Source organism: Pseudomonas sp. ANT_H12B (assembly GCF_008369325.1).
Taxonomy (GTDB): Bacteria; Pseudomonadota; Gammaproteobacteria; order Pseudomonadales; family Pseudomonadaceae; genus Aquipseudomonas.
The window spans coordinates 94515-112201 of record NZ_VOBI01000009.1 but is presented as its reverse complement, the minus strand read 5'-3'; the positions used below and the strand labels follow the sequence as shown (position 1 = coordinate 112201).

The following is a 17687-nucleotide window of genomic DNA, read 5'->3' as shown; positions in this document are numbered from 1 at the left end:
ACAACCGCTTTTCATTAAATTACCGCTTCAGCCAGAAAAATCTTCGCCATGTCGGCGCCTAGCCCATTCACTTCGTCTAATGCCAGCCCTTTGAAGCGATACTGCGAATCGAACGTGTAAGCTTCGGAAAAAACCCCTAGTTGCTCGCCTTCGAAATACGGAACTTCACCGTCTTGCAACTTCAGGAAAAATGCCCATACCAGCGTTTGAGAATAGATAACCAATTGATCCTCAGGGGTATGAATGGCGTTGATGTAGACGTTATCGACATCGATGCCGCGACCGCCGATTCTCGCATGCAAAATAGCACGCACGCGTTCAATATTCAGATCTTCCATGATTTAAAGCTCCATAACTAATAATTGATAGCGACTGACGTCAGACGCTGATCGACATATTAACGACAACTGTAACTAATGCACGCGGCAGTATGTTTATATTAATGACAGCCCTCTCATCAGACTTGCGATATAAGCCCCAACTTCTTCGCCATAGCCACGGCTTGTGTTCGGCGCTCAACACCCAACTTGCTATGTATTCTTCGAGCGTGAGTTTTCACCGTATGCAATGAAATAAACAACTGCTCGGCAATCTGCTGATTAGAGTTGCCTTGGGCGATCAGGCCCAGCACCTCAAGCTCTCGCCCGCTCAGCGGGCTGGCCTCCATCGCCGTCGGGTTCAATTGTCCATCTTCACCCAGGCGACACAGCAGGCTCGGCTGGCGCAGCCGCAATTCGCGCAAAGCCTGCTGCAAGTTGCAGCGGCTCACCAGTTCCAGGCCTGCCTCCAGTGCCGACTTGGCCAGCGAAGCTTCGCCTGTGAGGTCCGCCACTTCGCTGATCGCAAAGTGCAGCTCGGTTTCCAGCGCCAACATGGCATGGCGTTGTGCGTGATCGAGCAAGGCCTTGAGCTGATCCAGTGGGTTGTTCGCCTCCTGCAGATAGGTCTCCGCCAGCACCAACTGGTACTCGACTCGCGCAATCAGCTCCAGCGTCGCCGGGGGAGCCTGACGCGCTTGAGGTCCGCGGTAGTGACGCAGCACGCGACTCAGCGCTTCACGGGCCAGCTCCGGGCGTCCCTGCTGCAACCAAAACTGGCTGCTGACCTGCAGCAACACCCCGCGATAGACCGTGTCGGGAATCTGCCGCTGTTGCATCAGCCGCTCGGCGTCGCGCAAGCGGACGAACGCGTGGGCGTAATCACCCTGATTGGCGGCCAATTGCGCCTGCCCGAGAAAACCATACAACGCGCGCTTGTCCTGACTGTGCAGACAGTCCTCAAGGCCGGAATGGAAGAACCTGCCGGCCTCCTCGTCTTGCCCCTGACATAGCGCCAAGCGTCCGCGTCGCAGGGCAATTCGCCCCAGCAGCGGCCCAGGCCGATTGGCCTGTCGACTCAATAACTCATGAATATTGGCGAGCAAACTTTCGGCGCGTCGGGGCGCACCGCGTTGTTCCAGCAATTGTGCGTGATCGAGTTCCAGCAACCCTTCGAACAGCAGCGAACCTTGAGCCCGCGCCAGGCACAGCGCCTCACGACTGATCGTCTGGGCGGCGTCGAGGTCAGCGTTGAGCAGGGCTTGCTGGGTCAGCCCGGACAGGCACAGCAACCGCGCCGGCCAAGCATCGGTGCCCAGTTCGCTCAGCGCTTCGATAAAGTGTGCACGCGCCGCTTGCATGCGCCCCTGCAAATGCAGAAGCCAGCCTTGCAACGCCTGCCAGCGTGCAAGTAACTGGCACTGCAATATCGCCGTCGGTTGCGGCGCGAACCGTACCAGTTGCTGGATGCACACAGCAGCCTGATCGAAGCGCCCTGCAAATAGCAGCGCAGCGGTGATCAACCCCACCAATTGCGGCGTCCCGAGGGTCAACTCCTCGCCTTGGCGCTCGTGCAGGCTCAGTAACAAGGTCACGTTCTGGCCCATGAACAAATGTTCAAAGCTGAAGTGCTGCAACAGACTGACCGCGACCTCGAACTCTTCAGCCAACAGCGCCTGTTCGAACGCTGCCTGCCAATCTTCCTCGGCGGCGAACCATTGGCAAGCGCGCCGATGCCAGGAGCGGCCCGCCGACCCTTGCTCGTCGCGCATCGCCTGGGCCAATGGCACGAAAACTCGCAACCAGTTGGCAGAGTCGTCCCAGGGCTCGATGAAACACCCCATCTCCTGCAAGGCTTGCAAGCCCTTTGCGCCCTCTCCGGCGCCGAACAGATGCTCGCACAGGCTGGCGTTGAATCGCGGCAAATGGGCCAAGACCTGCCAGGCTTCAGCCAGCTCCGGTGGCAGGCCGTTGAACAGCTCATGCTGCAAGTAGTCGAGCAGGGTCGCCGAACGCCCTTGCTTGTCCTGCTCACTCGCCCACTGACAGGGCCAGGGCGCCGCATTGCAGAATCATCTTGCGCATTGAAATCATCCTTCTCAACCAGATCAGAAGTTCACGCCGAAGCTCAGTGCCAGGAAGTCGCGGTCTTCCAGGGTGTTGTAGTCACCACCGAAGAAGTCGGTGTAACTGAGGCTCGCGGTATAGGTGTTGCGGTAGTCGGCATCGACACCGACGCTGACGGCCTTGGCGCCTTCGTTGAACAGCCCGTTGGGGCCGTAACCGGCAACGTCATGGGACCAGGACAGGTTGGGTTTGAGGTTGATCCCGCCGATCACGTTGGCGTAATCGAGGATCGCCCGGGCGCGGTAGCCCCAGGAGGTCGAGGTGACAAAGCCGTCAGTATCGCCACCGAACCCGTACTGGCCGTAGACCGAGTCGCGGCCGTAACGCAGCTTGCTTCGCGACTCCAGACCACCGACTCGCACCACCGCCGCCTCACCGACCAGGGTCAGCCGTTGAGCACCCAGCACCTGATCGAAGAAGTGCGTCAGGGTGCTCTGGAGCTGCGTCACTTCCTTGCGGCGATAGCCTTTGTTGTCAGCACCTGGCGAGGTAGCGATAGGCGATGCCGTGCCGCCTGCGATCGGGTTGAGCAAGGCCAGCGTCAGGTCGTTGGTGCTGACTTGCACCGGAGCGTTGGGGCGATAGCTGATCTCGCCGGTCCACGCGGTGCCGGTGGGCAAGGTGGTGGAGAAGCTCGCGCCGTAGAGGCGAATGTCTTCCGGGTAATCGAGATAGTACTGGCCGCGACCGAGCATCACACTCTGGGCCAGGCCCGATCCGCTGCCGGGTGCGATTCTGTTGGCGGTGCCGACGATCCCCGGAATGCTCGCCAGCGTGCTCCGGCCGGCGGTGACGGTACCGACCGTCGGGGTGCGGCTGTGGTAGTTCATGAAGTACAGACCGTACTCGGTGTCGTCACCGAGCCAGCGCAGCGCCGTGCCCCACTGCCCGGAATCACGGGCATCGCGGTCACCACCGCGTGGAACGATCACGCCTTCCTGGCTGACCTCGAAGCCTTGGCCAAACGCCGCAGCGATTGGCTGCAACGGTGCGATCGCAGGGCTGGCAACGGTGTAATTCTTGTTGCAGCCGTCCGCCGCCACATCGACGCCGAAAAAGGTGCCGCAGTTGTCGAGAACGGTCTGATCCCACTCCAGTTGATAGAAGCCTTCCACCGAGAGCTGGTCGGTCAGGCTCTGGGAGGCGAACAGCATGTTCACCGGAATCAGGCCTTCCTTGATCTCGGCGCCAGGCCGGCGGAACGCGGAAACGTCGATCGGGTTGATGCTGTTGATCGAGTTGCCGATGAAGGTACTTTCCCCCCAACTGACCACCTGCTTACCGGCGCGCACCGTGCCCGGCAGATCGGCGATGGAATAGTTGTGGTAGACGAAGGCATCAAGGATCTGCGCACCGGCAGACTTGGCGCCTTCCTTGCGGCCGTTATCACTGATCGGTTTGAACTCGCGATCCTCGTCCTTGAGTTCGAAGTCGTACCAGTACTTGCCACGCACGAACACGCCGGTGTCGCCATACTTCAGTTCGAGGTCGTGAATACCCTTGACGATCTTGGAGAAGGTTTCGCCCTTCTTGAAGTTCAGCCGCCCGTCGTCACCGGTCGAAGACTGGCCGGTCCCGCCGTTGACCGTGCTCACCAAAGACTTGTCGGCATCGCGCATGCCCCAGCTCGCGCCGACGGACAACGAGGAGTCGAAAGTCCCCTCGATTTCCCCGATGTTGAATGAAACAGCCTGCGCCTGGGCGCAGCAACCCAAGGCAACCGCAGCGGCCAGCGCCTGCGGCTTGAAGATGGCGCGCATTGTTGTTTTTGTCATGCGTCTTCCCCGGTGAGTGACAGAAGACCCCACCCTACTGCCGCACGTCAGGGGCGATAAGCGCACCAAGGAGGTATTCGCGCTGTACCTCCAAAGGATGAATGGCCGCATGGGACGGGGATTTGCGCGGGTTATGGATGGGCTGGATGGGGGGTTATCAACGCAGCGCATGGCGTGTGGGCGGGGCTTGTTGCCACTGTTACTCATGCTGCAACAGTTCATGTCATGAATCGCTATTTTTCCTTTTGGCTCAAGGCCTTATTCTTGCCGGGCTTTCACGGCAAACGGCCGGAAAGCACGAAGTAATGGCGAGTGTCCCGTCCACGCCATTGGTGACAGATTTCAGAGGAGTTGAAGATGTTCGACTCATCGCCCTGTGTTCACTGACGTTGATTTATAGCTCCTGATCAATCGTCTTACTTTGGCCGCTGCTTTTGCAGCGGCCTTTTTTATGGGCGATGGTTTTGTAGTGTTGGTGAATCGCGCTCAGAATTTAACAAAGTCCTACAAGATAATTCCTTTAATTTCATAAGAATTTTCTTTTTACGCAAATGATAAATTTGAGTTCACTCGTGTCTCGTCGAATTCCCTCTCAACTTCATGTGTAAAAACCCACACCTCTCTCGGACCCAACCGAAACCCTCCTGACGTAATCTTATTCCGCACCACCGATTAATTACGTTCATGGAAGAAAGACAATGTCAGAAAAACAAGGTCCCCCGCTTCACTTACCGGAAACTAATGTTCGCGGAGAACACGGTTATCTTGAAATACCAACAATCTATGTCGGAAAACAACCGAAACCTGGAAATAATCCCAAGGGCGGCGGATTTCGCGTACCGCCAACACGCCCAGGAGGAATGGGCTCCGGAATTACACACAACGAAGGACTAAGACGCGAAACCCGGGACAATATCTTCGCTACGGAGAAATCCGAAAAAAATGGCTACGAGACGAAGTCTCGAAATCTACAAGCTTTAACTGAAGCCGAACTCGCCAACGTGAGAGTTCAATACCCGGCAGCAGGGTCTACAACCGCACAGGCATACCAACACGAGTTAAACATCAGAAATATATTGACTCAGCAAAAGACGGCTGAACTGTACACTCAAACTGCGCTCGCCAACGCTTTTTATGGGGAGAGCCCGCTTAACAAGACAACTGGTGAATATCTTGTCAAAGCCAAATCACTGGAACGAATTGTCAAGCCCTTTGGGCCAGTTTATTCGTCATGGGTCAAGTCTTACAAAGCCGCTTACTCTGCAAAGCTGCTGACAGAGCAAATTCAGCTTTTAAATAATCAACACATACATGTGCAGAACCTTCTTGCCGTAGCGCATGCGCAAGAACAAAGGCAGCAAGCAGCGGATCAGGAAGCGCGACGGATAGCTGCTGAACAGGCGCGATTGGCGGCGGAACAGCAAGCACAGCGTATGGCCGCCGAAGAGGCACGTATAAAGGCGGAAGCTGAGGCTCGAGAGCAGGCACGGCTGGCTGCGTTGGCAGAAGCCGAGCAATTGGCCGCCGAGCTAGCTCGGATTGCCGCAGAGGCTGCCGCACGGTACATCGCCGCTGAACAGGCTCGTGTCGAAGCCGAGGCCGAGGTTCAACGACAAGCCGAGCAACTGCGCTTTGAAAGACAACAGGAGGAGGAACAGGCGCGGGAGCACAGGCGGCAACAGGCTCATCTGGAAGAGCAAGCCGAGGCTCAGTGGCAAGCCGAACAGGCGCGTCTCAAAGCGCAATGGCAGGCGGAAACAGAGGCTAGGTGGGAAAGCTCAACGTTTGCCAATGCGGGCTCAATGGCGGCATTTGGCCCAACATTCACCGGCACTCTCGGTAATTTCGGTACTAGTCCAGCGACCTCCTTGGCGCTCAGGACCGCGCTACGCGTAGCGGTATCCGCGGCTATCGCAGCTTTAGCGACTGCAGCAGCGCCGGTCCTGGTCGGGTTTGCCGCTCTATTGGCTCCCTCCAGGCTGGGTAGCGGTGATCTTTTTTCTGTAAGTGTTCCGCTATCAGAACTCGCTCCTGATTCAACCGCCGATCTGTATGAACTGGCAGCCAGCGGAGGGGAAATCGACCTGCCGGTAAGACTCGGCTCGCGGACGATAGGCAGCAGGGTAGAGATCGTCGTTGTTGCGACTGATGGAGTGACGGTTCCCGCCAGTGTGCCGGTGAGGCTTGCTCACTTTGACGCACGAAAGAACGTTTACGTATCCGGCAGCACCGTCTCCAACGGCCCCATCATCACCTGGACGCCGTTGGCAGAACCGCAGGATCCTTCAACGGAATTTCCGCTGATCGACACTGACCTGCCGATATATGAAGGCGCTACCGTCACCCCCGACACGGGGCGAATCGATCCGTTTCCAGAGCTGGATCGCTACGGATTTGGTGGCTTCATCACCGTCTTTCCGATCGACTCCGGGATCCCTCCGACATTCACCATGTTCAGGGATCGGCGGCAGGATCCCGGTGTTGCCAGCGGCGCCGGACAACCAGTTTCAGGAAATTGGCTGGGGGCAGCCTCGACGGGAGAAGGAGCCCCGATTCCGATGCAGATTGCGGATAAATTTCGAGGGCGGGAGTTTTCAAGTTTTAAAGCGTTTCGCAGGGCATTTTGGAAAGCTATGGGCGACGATGATTCGTTGAGCGGCCAATTTACAAAGTTAAGGCGAATGGATATGAAACACCGGCTAGCTCCCGCCGCACTTCCTCAGGACCAAGTGGGTAGGCGAATAAAGTATGAAATCCACCATATCAACCCCATCGGAGCAGGCGGCGAGGTCTATGACATGGACAACCTTCGGGTGATGACGCCAAAACTGCATATCAGCACCCACTCCAATATAAAAGGAGAATGAAATGAATCTTCGCAACACGTTGCAAGAATATACAGAAGATGAATACTTAGACCTCATCGAGTGCCTATTCGAGGGCACTTACTCATCCGAGCAAGAGCATGACGCAATTGTAGAAAACATAGTACTCACGTCAGAACACCCCGACGGCACAGGCGTTTTATATGACCCAAGAGAGGGTATTGAAGACAATCCAAACGGAGTAATAAACGCAATAAAACAATGGCGATCAATCAACGGAAAACCGGGATTCAAAACTGAAATGAAGTAATCCAAACAAAGAAGCAAGCATTCGTGCTGGCTTCTTACACTACCCATTCACAGCCAGTACTTATGCAAACTCGTGAGAGATTGCCTACACCTACACACTTCTCGGAAACCGACTACACAGTTCTGTAATCACACGAAGCGCCGGAGCGATTAAGGTTAATAACAAGTCAGCCATTCATTTGTAATCGCGCACTGACTTCAATCTAATTCACTGCGAGCATTTTTTTCATGAAATCTATTGACTACAACAAGTACCGCGCCACTAAAAGTTTCAACAGCCGAGTACGCTTTCTGATTTTTCACTACACGGCCGGTAACTTCTCCAGTTCGGTCAATGCACTGACCGGCCCGAATGTCAGCGCCCACTATCTGGTTCCCGACATCACCGATCCGAGCTACTTGAAAGCAGGTTATACCGGACAGGAAGTCTTCAATCTCGTGGATGAAACCAAGCGCGCGTGGCATGCGGGCGTCAGTCAGTGGGGCAACCGAAGCAATCTGAACGACACGTCTATCGGCGTTGAAATCGTCAACCTTGCAACGTTTAGCCAAGGGGTTTTCAACTTTCCGCCGTATCAGCCAGAACAAATTGCCGCCATTGAAAATCTGGCGCTGAACATCCTTGAACGCTACCCGGACATCAGCCCGACCCTTGTTCTGGGGCACTCTGATATTGCGGTCGGTCGCAAGAGTGACCCAGGTCCGAAATTCCCCTGGCATGCCCTTTACTTGAAAGGCGTCGGAGCCTGGTTCGACGAAGCCACCCGAAACAACTATCTGCAGCAATACAACGAGACCGGGATTCCAGCCCGAACCGAATTGCTCAAACTGTTCAAGACTTACGGGTACGACGTTTCCGGCGCGTCAACCGAACAAGGCTTCACACACATTGTTCGGGCATTTCAGCTGCACTTTCGCCCGGAAACTTACGACGGGATCATGGATGCGCAAACAGCAGCGAATCTGGCGGCGTTGGTTCACAAGTATTTTCCTTGATAGCCGCTGCAAACCAGAACTCAGGTCCGAATATTAAGCACCAGCAAGGTCAAGATCGGTGACCTTGCTGGTTTCCATTAAAGCGAATACTTCTGCAAATTCCCCATCATTTCCTTCAACGCTTCAATGTTGTCCTTCGGATGCACCGCGCCTTCGAAATCGCAGATCTGCTGCCAATGCGCCACCACCTCTTCCGGGGAGAAACCAACCCGCGGATCGAACCCGGCGCCGAGGCTTCGCTCCCAACGCACCTTGCCCATCCAGCCGCCGCCTACTTCAAACAGCCCGGAAGTTTCCTGGCAATTCTCGCTGGCCAGGTACACCACCAGCGGGCTGACCAGTTCCGGTTTGAGTTGTTCGAAGACTTGCGGCGGGATCAGGCCTTCGGTCATGCGGGTGCCGCCGGTGGGGGCGATGGCGTTGACCAGGATGTTGTTTTTGCGACCTTCGATGGCCAGTGTGCGGGTCAGGCCGTAGAGGCCGAGTTTGGCCATGCCGTAGTTGGACTGGCCGAAGTTGCCGTAAATCCCTGAGGTCGACGCGGTGAAAATCACCCGGCCGTAGTTTTGCTCGCGCATGTACGGCCAGGCAGCGCGGGTGACTTTGTAGGCGCCTTCGACGTGGACGCGGTAAACCAGGTCCCAGTCGCCGTCTTCCATTTTGTGGAAAGTCTTGTCGCGCAGGATCCCGGCGTTGTTGACCACCACATCGACACGACCGAAAACGTCGAGGGCGTTCTGCACGATTTTGTCGCCGTCGGTGACGGAGTCATGGTTGGCCTCGGCGGTGCCGCCCGCCTCGCGGATTTCAGCCACCACACGGTCTGCCGCTGAAGCGTTGGCGCCTTCACCCTGAGCCGAGCCCCCGAGATCATTGACCAGCACTTTGGCGCCCTGTTTGGCGAAGAGCAGTGCGTGGGCCCGCCCGAGGCCGCCACCTGCGCCCGTGATGATCACGACTTTATCTTCGAAGCGCACAGACTCATTCATTGGGGGACTCCAGCAGGCCAAGGGAACAATCAGTCCAGTGTCAGGCACGGCGATGCGGGTCACAACGAACAGGGGGGAGGCTGAATGGTGCGCAATAAGGCAGGGGGATGATGAGATTGAAATTGGAGGTGAATGCAAAAATCGCAGCCGTTCGGCAGCACCTGCAGATGTAGCACAATCAATTGCAGGCGCGCCCTCAGGCTGCGATCTTTTCGGCCCGGCTCAGGAACAGGCCACTTTGCGCGGCGTTGAAATCAGCCGGTCGCGAAACTCCAGATAGTGTTTGAGCACTTGCCCCGGCGCCTCGGTCTGCGGGTAATGGCCGATGCCGGGCAACAAGACCGTATCCGGGTTCGGGATCAATTCCCGATAGCGCACGACCATGTGCGCGCCGGATATCGGATCGACCTCGCCATCAATCACCCGCAGCGGTACTTCGCCGCGCTGCATCGCACTGACCCAACGCTCGCGCTGAGCGCGTCGTTCCGGGATGTAGGCGATCAGCTTGTGCATGATCCGCGGCCCGTGATTGCTGTCTACCAGGCTCCAGAAATCATCCATTTCACTCTCGGAGGGACGGCTCTGCGGGCCGAAAATTTGCCGGAAACTCTTCACCAGCGCATCTCGGGAAAAGGCTCGGCCAATCATCCAGCCCAACGGGCTGAGCAGGAGTTTTTGCATCAGTATCGGGCGATGGGTTTCGGGAAACAGGCCGCCATTGAGGAACACACAACTGGCGATATCAATGCGCGCTTCATAATGGCGGGCCAATAATTCCTGAGCCACGCTGTCACCGTAATCGTGCGCCAACACGTGCACCGGTTGCTCGACGCTCAGGTGTGCCAGCAACGCCTGTTGCAGATCGGCTTGCTCCAGCAGGCTGTATTCATGGTTCACAGGTTTTGCCGAATCACCGAAGCCGAGCATGTCGCAGGCAATCACGCGGTAGCGTTGAATCAGCGGCTGCCATAGGTAATGCCAGTCCCAACTGGCCGTCGGGAAGCCATGAATGAGCAACAGCGGCTCACCCTGCCCCGCCGTCCAGTAACGGATGGTCTGGCCACGGAATACGAACGTCTGGCCGCGTTTGCGCCAGACACACAGAGGGATCTCGGCGAGAGGCATCAGAGTTTATAACCCGGGTCTTGTTTATCGAGTTTGCGCAGCAACGCTGGCCAGGCCAGTGCACCACCCATCCCTTGAGCACTTTTGGTGACGCCGGCAATCATCGCCTTGGCGCCCGCCAGAACCTGCGGCTCGATGGCGATCAGTTCAGCGCCACCGTTCTGCGCCAGTACCTGGATATCGCAGGCGCGCTGGAAGGTAAACATCATCAGGAACGTGTCGGCGATGGTGCCGCCACAGGTCAGCAGACCGTGGTTATGCAGCATCAGGAAATTATTTTCACCGAGATCGACTTGCAAGCGCGCCTTCTCTTCATGGTTGAGCGCCACGCCTTCGTAGGCGTGATACGCCAGGCTCGACAGGACAAACAATGATTGCTGGCTGATCGGCAAAACGCCTTGTTTCTGCGCCGACACCGCAACGCCCGCCGCCGTGTGGGTGTGCAGTACGCAAACCACGTCGTGACGCACTTCATGCACGGCGCTGTGGATGGTGTACCCCGCCGGGTTGATCTCGTAGGGACTGTCCATCAGTTTGTTACCGGCCTGATCGACTTTGACCAGGCTCGATGCGGTGATCTCGTGGAACATCAGCCCGAACGGGTTGATCAGGAAATCTTCGGTGCCTGGCACCTTGGCCGAGATGTGGGTAAAGATCAGATCGTCCCAGCCATGCAGGGCAACCAGACGGTAGCAGGCAGCCAGATCGACGCGGGTCTGCCACTCGGCGGCACTGACCTGGTCTTTGACATTGTCGGGGGATTGGACGGGCGCTACATTCACGGCAAGGAACTCCTGTTCTTATTGTTTTGTTCACGTGAATCAGTCTAGTCACCCACCGAGGTTCGTGTAGTTGCATTGACAGCCAGCTTGATGGCCTAGCGAGTCAGTACGTCGACGGGTATGGCTCCGTGTCAAAGTATTGCCGCCAGCAATGGGGCCGCGAACAGATTCAGCAGTCCCGTCAGAACCATGACTAACCCCGCGACCGAGCCCTCTTCACCTCCCACTTCATGCGCCCGGCTGACCCCGGCGCCGTGCGCGCCAACACCAAACAACGCCCCCCGAGCCAAGGCACTGCGCAGTGGCAACCACTTGAGCAGGATGCCACCGAGCAGCGCCCCGAAAACGCCAGTGAACATCACGAACACCGCCGTCAGTTCCGGCACGCCACCCAGGTCGTGCGCCAACGGCATGGCAAAAGGCGTGGTGATCGAACGCGGCACCAGCGACATCGTTACCGAACTGTCCAGGGCCAACGCCTTGGCCAGGCCGAACGAGCTGCCGATGGACGCCGCACTGCCCGCCAGCATCCCCAGTAACAACGCCGACCAGTGCCGCATCAACATCTGCCGCTGTTGCCAGATCGGCACCGCGAAGGCGACGGTCACTGGCCCCAGCACCAGCATCAGCCAATGGGTGTTGCTCGAGTATTCGGCATAAGCCGTGTGCAGCGGCACAGCGAGCGCCAACAACAGGGCCGGGACCAGAATCAGTGGCGACAGCACATAGCGTCCGGTGCGCCGGTAGATCCAGCGGCTGAACAGATAGGCCAGCAGCGTGAAGGCCAGCCAGAACATCGGCATCAGTTCAAGCTTCACGAGACCTCCTCAACCGCACGACCAGTTCCACGGTAAAGGCAGTCACCAGCATCACCATCAAGGTGCTGACGCCGATCACCAGCAGAATCCGCCAGCCATCACTTAGCAGCAGTCCACCGTAATCGAGCAGACTCATCAGCGCCGGAATGAAGAACAACAGCATCTCGGCCATCAACAGGCCGGCGCCCATTTGCAGCGCCGCCGGTTTGACCAACCCCAGGGCAAACGCCAGCAGTAGAAGCACCATGCCAATGACGCCACCGGGAATCGGCCAGCCAAACCATACGGCCATTTGGCAGCCGAGCAGGTAGATAGCCAGCAATACGGCCAGTTCAGCCAACAGGCGAGCCAGGCTTTTCAAGGTTGATGCGTTCATGTCTTCGATCCTCACAGGTGCTCATTTTACGGAGCAGGCTGCTATCCCAGAAGCGAATTGTTAGACTCCAAACCATTCCAGAATGGAATCATGCCCGTGGAATTCAAACAGCTACGCAGCTTCGTCGAAGTGATGCATCAAGGTGGTTTTACCCAAGCCGCCAAGACCTTGCACATCAGCCAATCGGCGGTGAGCAAGCAAGTCGCTCAATTGGAACAGAGCCTGGGCACACCGCTGCTCGAACGGCTGGGTTCGCAGCTGCGCCTGACTGCCGCTGGCCATGTGGTGCTGCAGCGAGCCGAAGGCATGCTGCGACTGCGCAATGAACTGCTCAGCGAGCTGGATGATTTGAGCCAACTGACCCGTGGGGAATTACGCCTCGGGTTGCCGCTACTGGCCGGCGATGCACTGTTCGCCGGACTGTTTGCCGAATACCGGCGTCGCTACCCGAACATCAGCATTCAGTTGCTGGAGGGCGGCAGCCTGAACATCGAACAGGCGATTTTGAGCGGTGAACTGGAACTGGGTGGCAGCCTGCTGACGAAGGACCCGCAATTCGCCTTTCAACCTTTCTGCGACGAACCGCTGGACGCCCTGCTGCCGGCCGATCATCCGCTGGCGAGGAAGAAGGTGATTGGGTTGGAAGAGTTGGTCGATACGCCGTTTCTGCTTTATCAGCGCAGCTTCGTGCTCAACGACCGCTTGCTGCAAGCCTGCAAGCAGCTGGGCTTTACACCGAAAGAAGGCGGTCGCAGCGGTCAGGCGGACTTTCTCGCGGCGCTGGTCGCCGCTGGTCAGGGTGTGGTGCTGTTGCCCCGGGTCGTGGCACGCGGGCTGGAGCGGCCAGGTGTGGTACGCCTGACCTTGAACGCGCCGGACTATCTGCGTTGGGATATCGCCTTCATCTGGCGACAGGGCGCGTACTTGTCAAAAGCCGCTCAAGCCTGGCTCGCCTTGCTGCGCGAGCGACCGGTCAGCCCCGCAGAGCGCTGACCAGGTCAGCCAGCCAAGGCTCGGCGTCGGTGTCCGGGGTCACGCTTTCACTGGCGTCCAGGCGCAGCATTGGCAGCACTTCGCGAAGACCCAGTTCGCCGAACAATTCGCGCATCTGCTCGCCGCCACCGCAGAACGTGTCACCGTAACTCGCATCGCCCAGACCAATCACGGCGCCCGGTAAGCCACGCCAGGCAGCCGGCAACTGATCGCGAATCGCGAAATACAATGGCTGCAGGTTGTCCGGCAACTCGCCCATGCCGGTGGTGGAAGTCACCGCCAGGAAGGCTTCGGGGCCAAAGGCCTGAATATCCGCGAGGCTTGCCCGCGGGTTGTGAAAGGTTTCGAAACCCGCAGTTTTCAAAATGTTCGCGGCATGGTGGGCGACTTCTTCAGCCGCGCCGTACACCGAGCCGGAAAGGATGGCGACTTTCATCAATTTGATCCTGAAGCTGAGTAAAAAGACGGGGGATATTAACAGCCACAGCAAAAAAGCTGCGATTGACTCTCAATAAGCATTGATGGCAACCAGTGTTCTTTTAGAATGCAGCCTCAATTTACTCGCAAAGGACGCTGCGATGATCAACGCTCAATTGCTGCAAATGGTGATTAACGCCTCCAACGACGGCATCGTGATTGCCGAAAAGGAAGGCGAGCAAGACAACATCCTGATTTACGTCAACCCGGCGTTCGAGCGCCTGACCGGTTACACCAGCGAAGAAATCCTCTACCAGGATTGCCGCTTTCTTCAGTCTGGTGACCGCGATCAGGACGCGCTGGCGTTGATTCGCGAGGCGTTGAGCCGTGGCGGCTCCTGCCGGGAAATCCTGCGAAACTACCGCAAGGACGGCACGCCGTTCTGGAACGAACTGTCGCTTTCGACGGTAAAAAACCCGAGCGATGGGCAGACTTATTTTGTTGGCGTACAGAAAGATGTGACCGCTCAAGTCAAGGCGCAGCAGCGGGCCGCGCAGCTCGAAGCACAAGTGGCTGAACTCCAGGCCGAGCTTGCCGCACTCAAGGCGACGAACGGCGAAAACAAAACTGCGAATTAATTGTCATTAACTACAATCACCGATGAGTTTGTAACTTTTTTTTTCGAGCCAATCATGCAGCGCGACGCACTCCTGACCCAGGATGAGCTGGATTTTATCCAGACCATGCAACACAACCCGCAACTCAATGTGAGGGATGCGACGTCGAGCCTGCTCGTCAACGGTGGATCGCAAATCCGTGACTTGCTCACGCGCCTTGCCGCTCATGAGCAAGTCACCATTCAAGCCAACTTCGAAAATCAGCAAATGACCTTCCCCCTGCACTTGGTGGAAGACGAGTTTCACGCGCTGCATTTACGCTTGGGCGTCCCCAGCATTTATGAAGACGGGCCGCTGGTCCGGCCATGGCGGCTGGTACTCGAGGAGCCGGTAGCGCTGGAAAATGCCAATGGGCAACCCGGTACGATGTGGGTGCATGAAGTGTCGTTCAAAGGGGTTTTGCTCGAAGTTCACAACAAAACCAAACCACCCAAAAATTTCGCCTTGTGGTTCAGCCCTTCAGGCTATGAGCGGATCGCGTTGCGCGGCTCATTCGAGAAAGAAACCGAGCAGGGTTTCTTTGCCTACCAGTTGAGCCAGTGCGACAAGGACGAAATCGAGCGCCTGCGCCAGTACATCCTTCAACAACATCGCCTGGCTCATCCCGCACTGCATCTGTGACTCAAGTATCCAGGTTGCCTGCCAGGAACTGTTTCAGACGCTGACGCATCACCAATCCCTCGCTCCCCAGACAACCAATCGACGATCCGGCCAGGCTCTCCTGCGCCAGGTCGGACGCGTCACCCGCCAGTATCAATTGACAATCCAGGCTCAAGGCCAGGCGATTCAAGCGCCGGGGCAACCCGGCGGCTGGCGCGTGACTGGAAAACAGCACCAGCGCCTGGGGCTTGATCCTCTCGCAGACCAGGGCCAACTCATCGAATGGTTGACCCAGAGCCAGCACTTGAATCGCCGAGTCGACACTGCTCAGAAACAGCGCTGTTACCAGCAGTTCGAGTTCGCGACACTGATCGGCCAAGGCACTGACAATCACTCGTCGCGGTTGCATGACCCGCACCAGCAGCAGGCGTTGCAACACTCGGGAACGCAGAAAACCATCCAGGAAAAGCCACTCGCTGGTCTGGCCGAATGTTTCATTGCGTTGCAGTAACAGCTTCCAGAGCGGAATCAGAATGTCCTGAAACACGACAGTCAGGGGATAACTGGAAAAGATCTGCCCATAGACCTGCTCCAATTGAACCTCGTCAAAGGCACTCACCGCCGCCTGAACTTGCTGCTGCCATTGCGCATAGTCCACTTGCACGAGTTCGTTCGGGATGATGTGCCACAGCGCCTGAAGCGGTGCCGTTTTGGCCAGTATCTTCCCGACCTTGCTGACAGCAACCCCTCGATCGATCCAGTCAAGAATGCTGCGAACCCGCTCGATATCGGTCATCGAGTACAAGCGATGCCCACTGTCGGTGCGTGTGGGCTGTATCAGACCATAACGTCGTTCCCATGCGCGTAGCGTGACCGGGTTGACCCCGGTCAGGCGCGCCACTTCGCGAATCGGAAAGAACTCTTCACGGTCAAGTGAGAGGCCGGATAGCGCATCCGGGACAAGTTCAGGCGGCACTGGCATAAGCGGGTCTACGTCCATGTAAAATTGGATCCCATTCTACTCCCCCTGCCCCCACACGATTCAAGACGCTGATGGCGACGAATGTCACTGACGTATCAGGCAGAATCAGGAATAATTCTTGCCTGTCCCAAGACGCAGCCCACCACCCCGGCGCTGTGCCTGGCGAAACTCCTATCCGGAGCGACGCGGTTGTCATATGGAGATACAAAATGTCTACCTCACCCGTCACGCTGATGGTTGCGCGCCGCGTCGCCGATGGGCGTTATCAGGACCTCATCACCTGGTTGCGCGAAGGCGAACAACTGGCCACTGATTTCCAGGGTTATCTCGGTTCTGGCGTGCTTGCCCCGCCGCCCGACGATGACGAATTCCAGATTATTTTCCGCTTCGCCGACGAACAGACGCTGCATGCCTGGGAGCATTCCGCCTCGCGCACCGCCTGGCTTGGGCGCGGTAGCGACCTGTTCGCCCATCCTACGGAACATCGGGTCAGCGGTATCGAAGGCTGGTTCGGCGCTGTCGGCCAACGTCCACCGCGCTGGAAACAGGCCGTGGCGATCTGGCTGGCGTTCTTTCCGGTTTCGCTGCTGTTCAACGTTGTCCTGGGGCCATTGCTGGCCGAAATGGGATTGTTGAGTCGTGTGCTCATCAGCACCCTGTGCCTGACCCCGCTGATGGTCTACTTCTTCATTCCGTTGTCGACTCGCCTGCTGGCCAACTGGCTGAACAGCGCGTCTACGCGTCGGTTGCCTGCCAAGCCCATCACCCAGAATCAATAATCTCCCTGTGGGAGCGCCACGATAGGTGAACGCCGCCGCGCGCTGGTATAGTTTTGCTCTTACCGCGACGCGAGCCGTTCATGACCTCTTCCGCAGCTCCAATCCTCATCACCGGTGCCGGCCAGCGTGTCGGCCTGCACTGTGCGCAGCGATTGCTCGAAGACGGCCAGCCGGTGATCTTCAGCTACCGCAGCGAACGCCCCGGCGTGCAAATCCTGCGCGACCTGGGTGCGACGGCGGTGTTTGCGGACTTTGCCACTGAAGCCGGGATCTTCGCGTTTATCAGCGAACTGAAAACCCACACCGACAGCCTGCGGGCGATTGTCCATAACGCCTCCGAATGGCTGGCTGAAACCCCGGACACCGACGCCGCTGCGTTCACTCGCATGTTCAATGTGCACATGCTTGCGCCGTACCTGATCAACCTGCATTGTGCCGATTTGCTCGAACGCTCAACCCCTGCCGATATCGTGCACATCAGCGATGACGTGACCCGCAGGGGCAGCAGCAAGCACATCGGTTATTGCGCCAGCAAAGCCGGGCTCGACAGCCTGACCCTGTCCTTTGCCGCTAAATATGCGCCGACAATCAAGGTCAACGGCATCGCGCCCGCCCTGCTACTGTTCAATCCCGACGACGACGCGGCGTACCGCGCCAAGGCACTGGCCAAGTCCGCGCTGGGCATCGAACCCGGCAGCGAAGTGATCTACCAGAGCTTGCGTTACCTGCTCGACAACCCTTATGTCACCGGCACGACCCTGACCGTCAACGGCGGACGGCACATCAAATAAGCGGCCCCG

The 17687-nt window shown here is 57.6% G+C and carries 17 protein-coding genes and 1 pseudogene; 8 read left to right on the top strand and 10 right to left on the bottom strand.

Annotation, left to right across the window (positions count from 1 at the left end; genetic code table 11):
- Positions 1-14 precede the first annotated feature (14 nt).
- From FQ185_RS15740 to FQ185_RS15730, 3 genes and pseudogenes are all read right to left on the bottom strand, one after another.
- Positions 15-338: a hypothetical protein gene (locus FQ185_RS15740; protein WP_149418201.1), complete on the bottom strand. Its 324-nt coding sequence runs from the start codon at positions 336-338 to the stop codon at positions 15-17.
- Positions 339-457: 119 nt separating this feature from the next.
- Positions 458-2338, bottom strand: a pseudogene (locus FQ185_RS15735) (LuxR C-terminal-related transcriptional regulator); the annotation flags it as partial.
- A gap of 87 nt (positions 2339-2425) precedes the next feature.
- Positions 2426-4219, bottom strand: coding sequence for a DUF1302 domain-containing protein (locus FQ185_RS15730; RefSeq protein WP_149418200.1), 1794 nt, complete (start codon positions 4217-4219; stop codon positions 2426-2428).
- 698 nt (positions 4220-4917) lie between these two features.
- On the opposite strand from FQ185_RS15730, the gene FQ185_RS15720 reads away from it, so the two are divergent.
- From FQ185_RS15720 to FQ185_RS15710, 3 genes are all read left to right on the top strand, one after another.
- Positions 4918-7086 (top strand): S-type pyocin domain-containing protein, encoded by a 2169-nt coding sequence (locus FQ185_RS15720; protein ID WP_149418198.1) that lies wholly within the window; start codon positions 4918-4920, stop codon positions 7084-7086.
- 1 nt (position 7087) lies between these two features.
- Positions 7088-7354: a bacteriocin immunity protein gene (locus tag FQ185_RS15715; protein ID WP_149418197.1), complete on the top strand. Its 267-nt coding sequence runs from the start codon at positions 7088-7090 to the stop codon at positions 7352-7354.
- A 227-nt stretch (positions 7355-7581) separates the two neighbouring features.
- A complete protein-coding gene (locus FQ185_RS15710; RefSeq protein WP_149418196.1) occupies positions 7582-8349 on the top strand; it encodes an N-acetylmuramoyl-L-alanine amidase in 768 nt (255 codons plus the stop codon).
- Between the two features lie 77 nt (positions 8350-8426).
- Here the strand turns inward: FQ185_RS15710 and FQ185_RS15705 are convergent, their stop codons facing one another.
- From FQ185_RS15705 to FQ185_RS15685, 5 genes are all read right to left on the bottom strand, one after another.
- The gene (locus FQ185_RS15705; protein WP_149418195.1) at positions 8427-9338 is read right to left on the bottom strand and encodes an SDR family oxidoreductase; all 912 of its coding nucleotides are present in this window, start codon (positions 9336-9338) and stop codon (positions 8427-8429) included.
- Between the two features lie 222 nt (positions 9339-9560).
- A complete protein-coding gene (locus FQ185_RS15700) occupies positions 9561-10463 on the bottom strand; it encodes an alpha/beta fold hydrolase (RefSeq protein WP_149418194.1) in 903 nt (300 codons plus the stop codon).
- Positions 10463-11245 (bottom strand): class II aldolase/adducin family protein, encoded by a 783-nt coding sequence (locus tag FQ185_RS15695; RefSeq protein WP_149418193.1) that lies wholly within the window; start codon positions 11243-11245, stop codon positions 10463-10465. Before FQ185_RS15695 ends, FQ185_RS15700 begins: the two co-directional genes overlap by 1 nt.
- A 131-nt stretch (positions 11246-11376) precedes the next feature.
- A complete protein-coding gene (locus FQ185_RS15690; protein ID WP_149418192.1) occupies positions 11377-12063 on the bottom strand; it encodes an LrgB family protein in 687 nt (228 codons plus the stop codon).
- A complete protein-coding gene (locus FQ185_RS15685) occupies positions 12053-12439 on the bottom strand; it encodes a CidA/LrgA family protein (RefSeq protein WP_149418191.1) in 387 nt (128 codons plus the stop codon). The genes FQ185_RS15690 and FQ185_RS15685 overlap by 11 nt, the downstream gene beginning before the upstream one ends.
- Positions 12440-12535: 96 nt before the next feature.
- On the opposite strand from FQ185_RS15685, the gene FQ185_RS15680 reads away from it, so the two are divergent.
- Positions 12536-13432, top strand: a complete 897-nt coding sequence (locus FQ185_RS15680) for a LysR family transcriptional regulator (protein WP_149418319.1) — start codon at positions 12536-12538, stop codon at positions 13430-13432.
- Here the strand turns inward: FQ185_RS15680 and FQ185_RS15675 are convergent.
- The gene (locus FQ185_RS15675) at positions 13413-13868 is read right to left on the bottom strand and encodes a flavodoxin (RefSeq protein WP_149418190.1); all 456 of its coding nucleotides are present in this window, start codon (positions 13866-13868) and stop codon (positions 13413-13415) included. The genes FQ185_RS15680 and FQ185_RS15675 overlap by 20 nt on opposite strands.
- 142 nt (positions 13869-14010) lie before the next feature.
- Between FQ185_RS15675 and FQ185_RS15670 the strand changes: the two genes are divergently transcribed.
- Positions 14011-14487 (top strand): PAS domain-containing protein, encoded by a 477-nt coding sequence (locus tag FQ185_RS15670; protein WP_149418189.1) that lies wholly within the window; start codon positions 14011-14013, stop codon positions 14485-14487.
- 54 nt (positions 14488-14541) lie between these two features.
- Positions 14542-15147: a hypothetical protein gene (locus tag FQ185_RS15665; protein ID WP_149418188.1), complete on the top strand. Its 606-nt coding sequence runs from the start codon at positions 14542-14544 to the stop codon at positions 15145-15147.
- 1 nt (position 15148) lies between these two features.
- Here the strand turns inward: FQ185_RS15665 and FQ185_RS15660 are convergent, their stop codons facing one another.
- Positions 15149-16126 (bottom strand): MerR family transcriptional regulator, encoded by a 978-nt coding sequence (locus tag FQ185_RS15660; protein WP_149418187.1) that lies wholly within the window; start codon positions 16124-16126, stop codon positions 15149-15151.
- 191 nt (positions 16127-16317) lie between these two features.
- On the opposite strand from FQ185_RS15660, the gene FQ185_RS15655 reads away from it, so the two are divergent.
- Positions 16318-16887 (top strand): antibiotic biosynthesis monooxygenase, encoded by a 570-nt coding sequence (locus FQ185_RS15655; RefSeq protein WP_149418186.1) that lies wholly within the window; start codon positions 16318-16320, stop codon positions 16885-16887.
- Positions 16888-16967: 80 nt separating this feature from the next.
- The gene (gene folM / locus FQ185_RS15650) at positions 16968-17678 is read left to right on the top strand and encodes a dihydromonapterin reductase (protein ID WP_149418185.1); all 711 of its coding nucleotides are present in this window, start codon (positions 16968-16970) and stop codon (positions 17676-17678) included.
- The last annotated feature ends 9 nt before the right edge of the window (positions 17679-17687 follow it).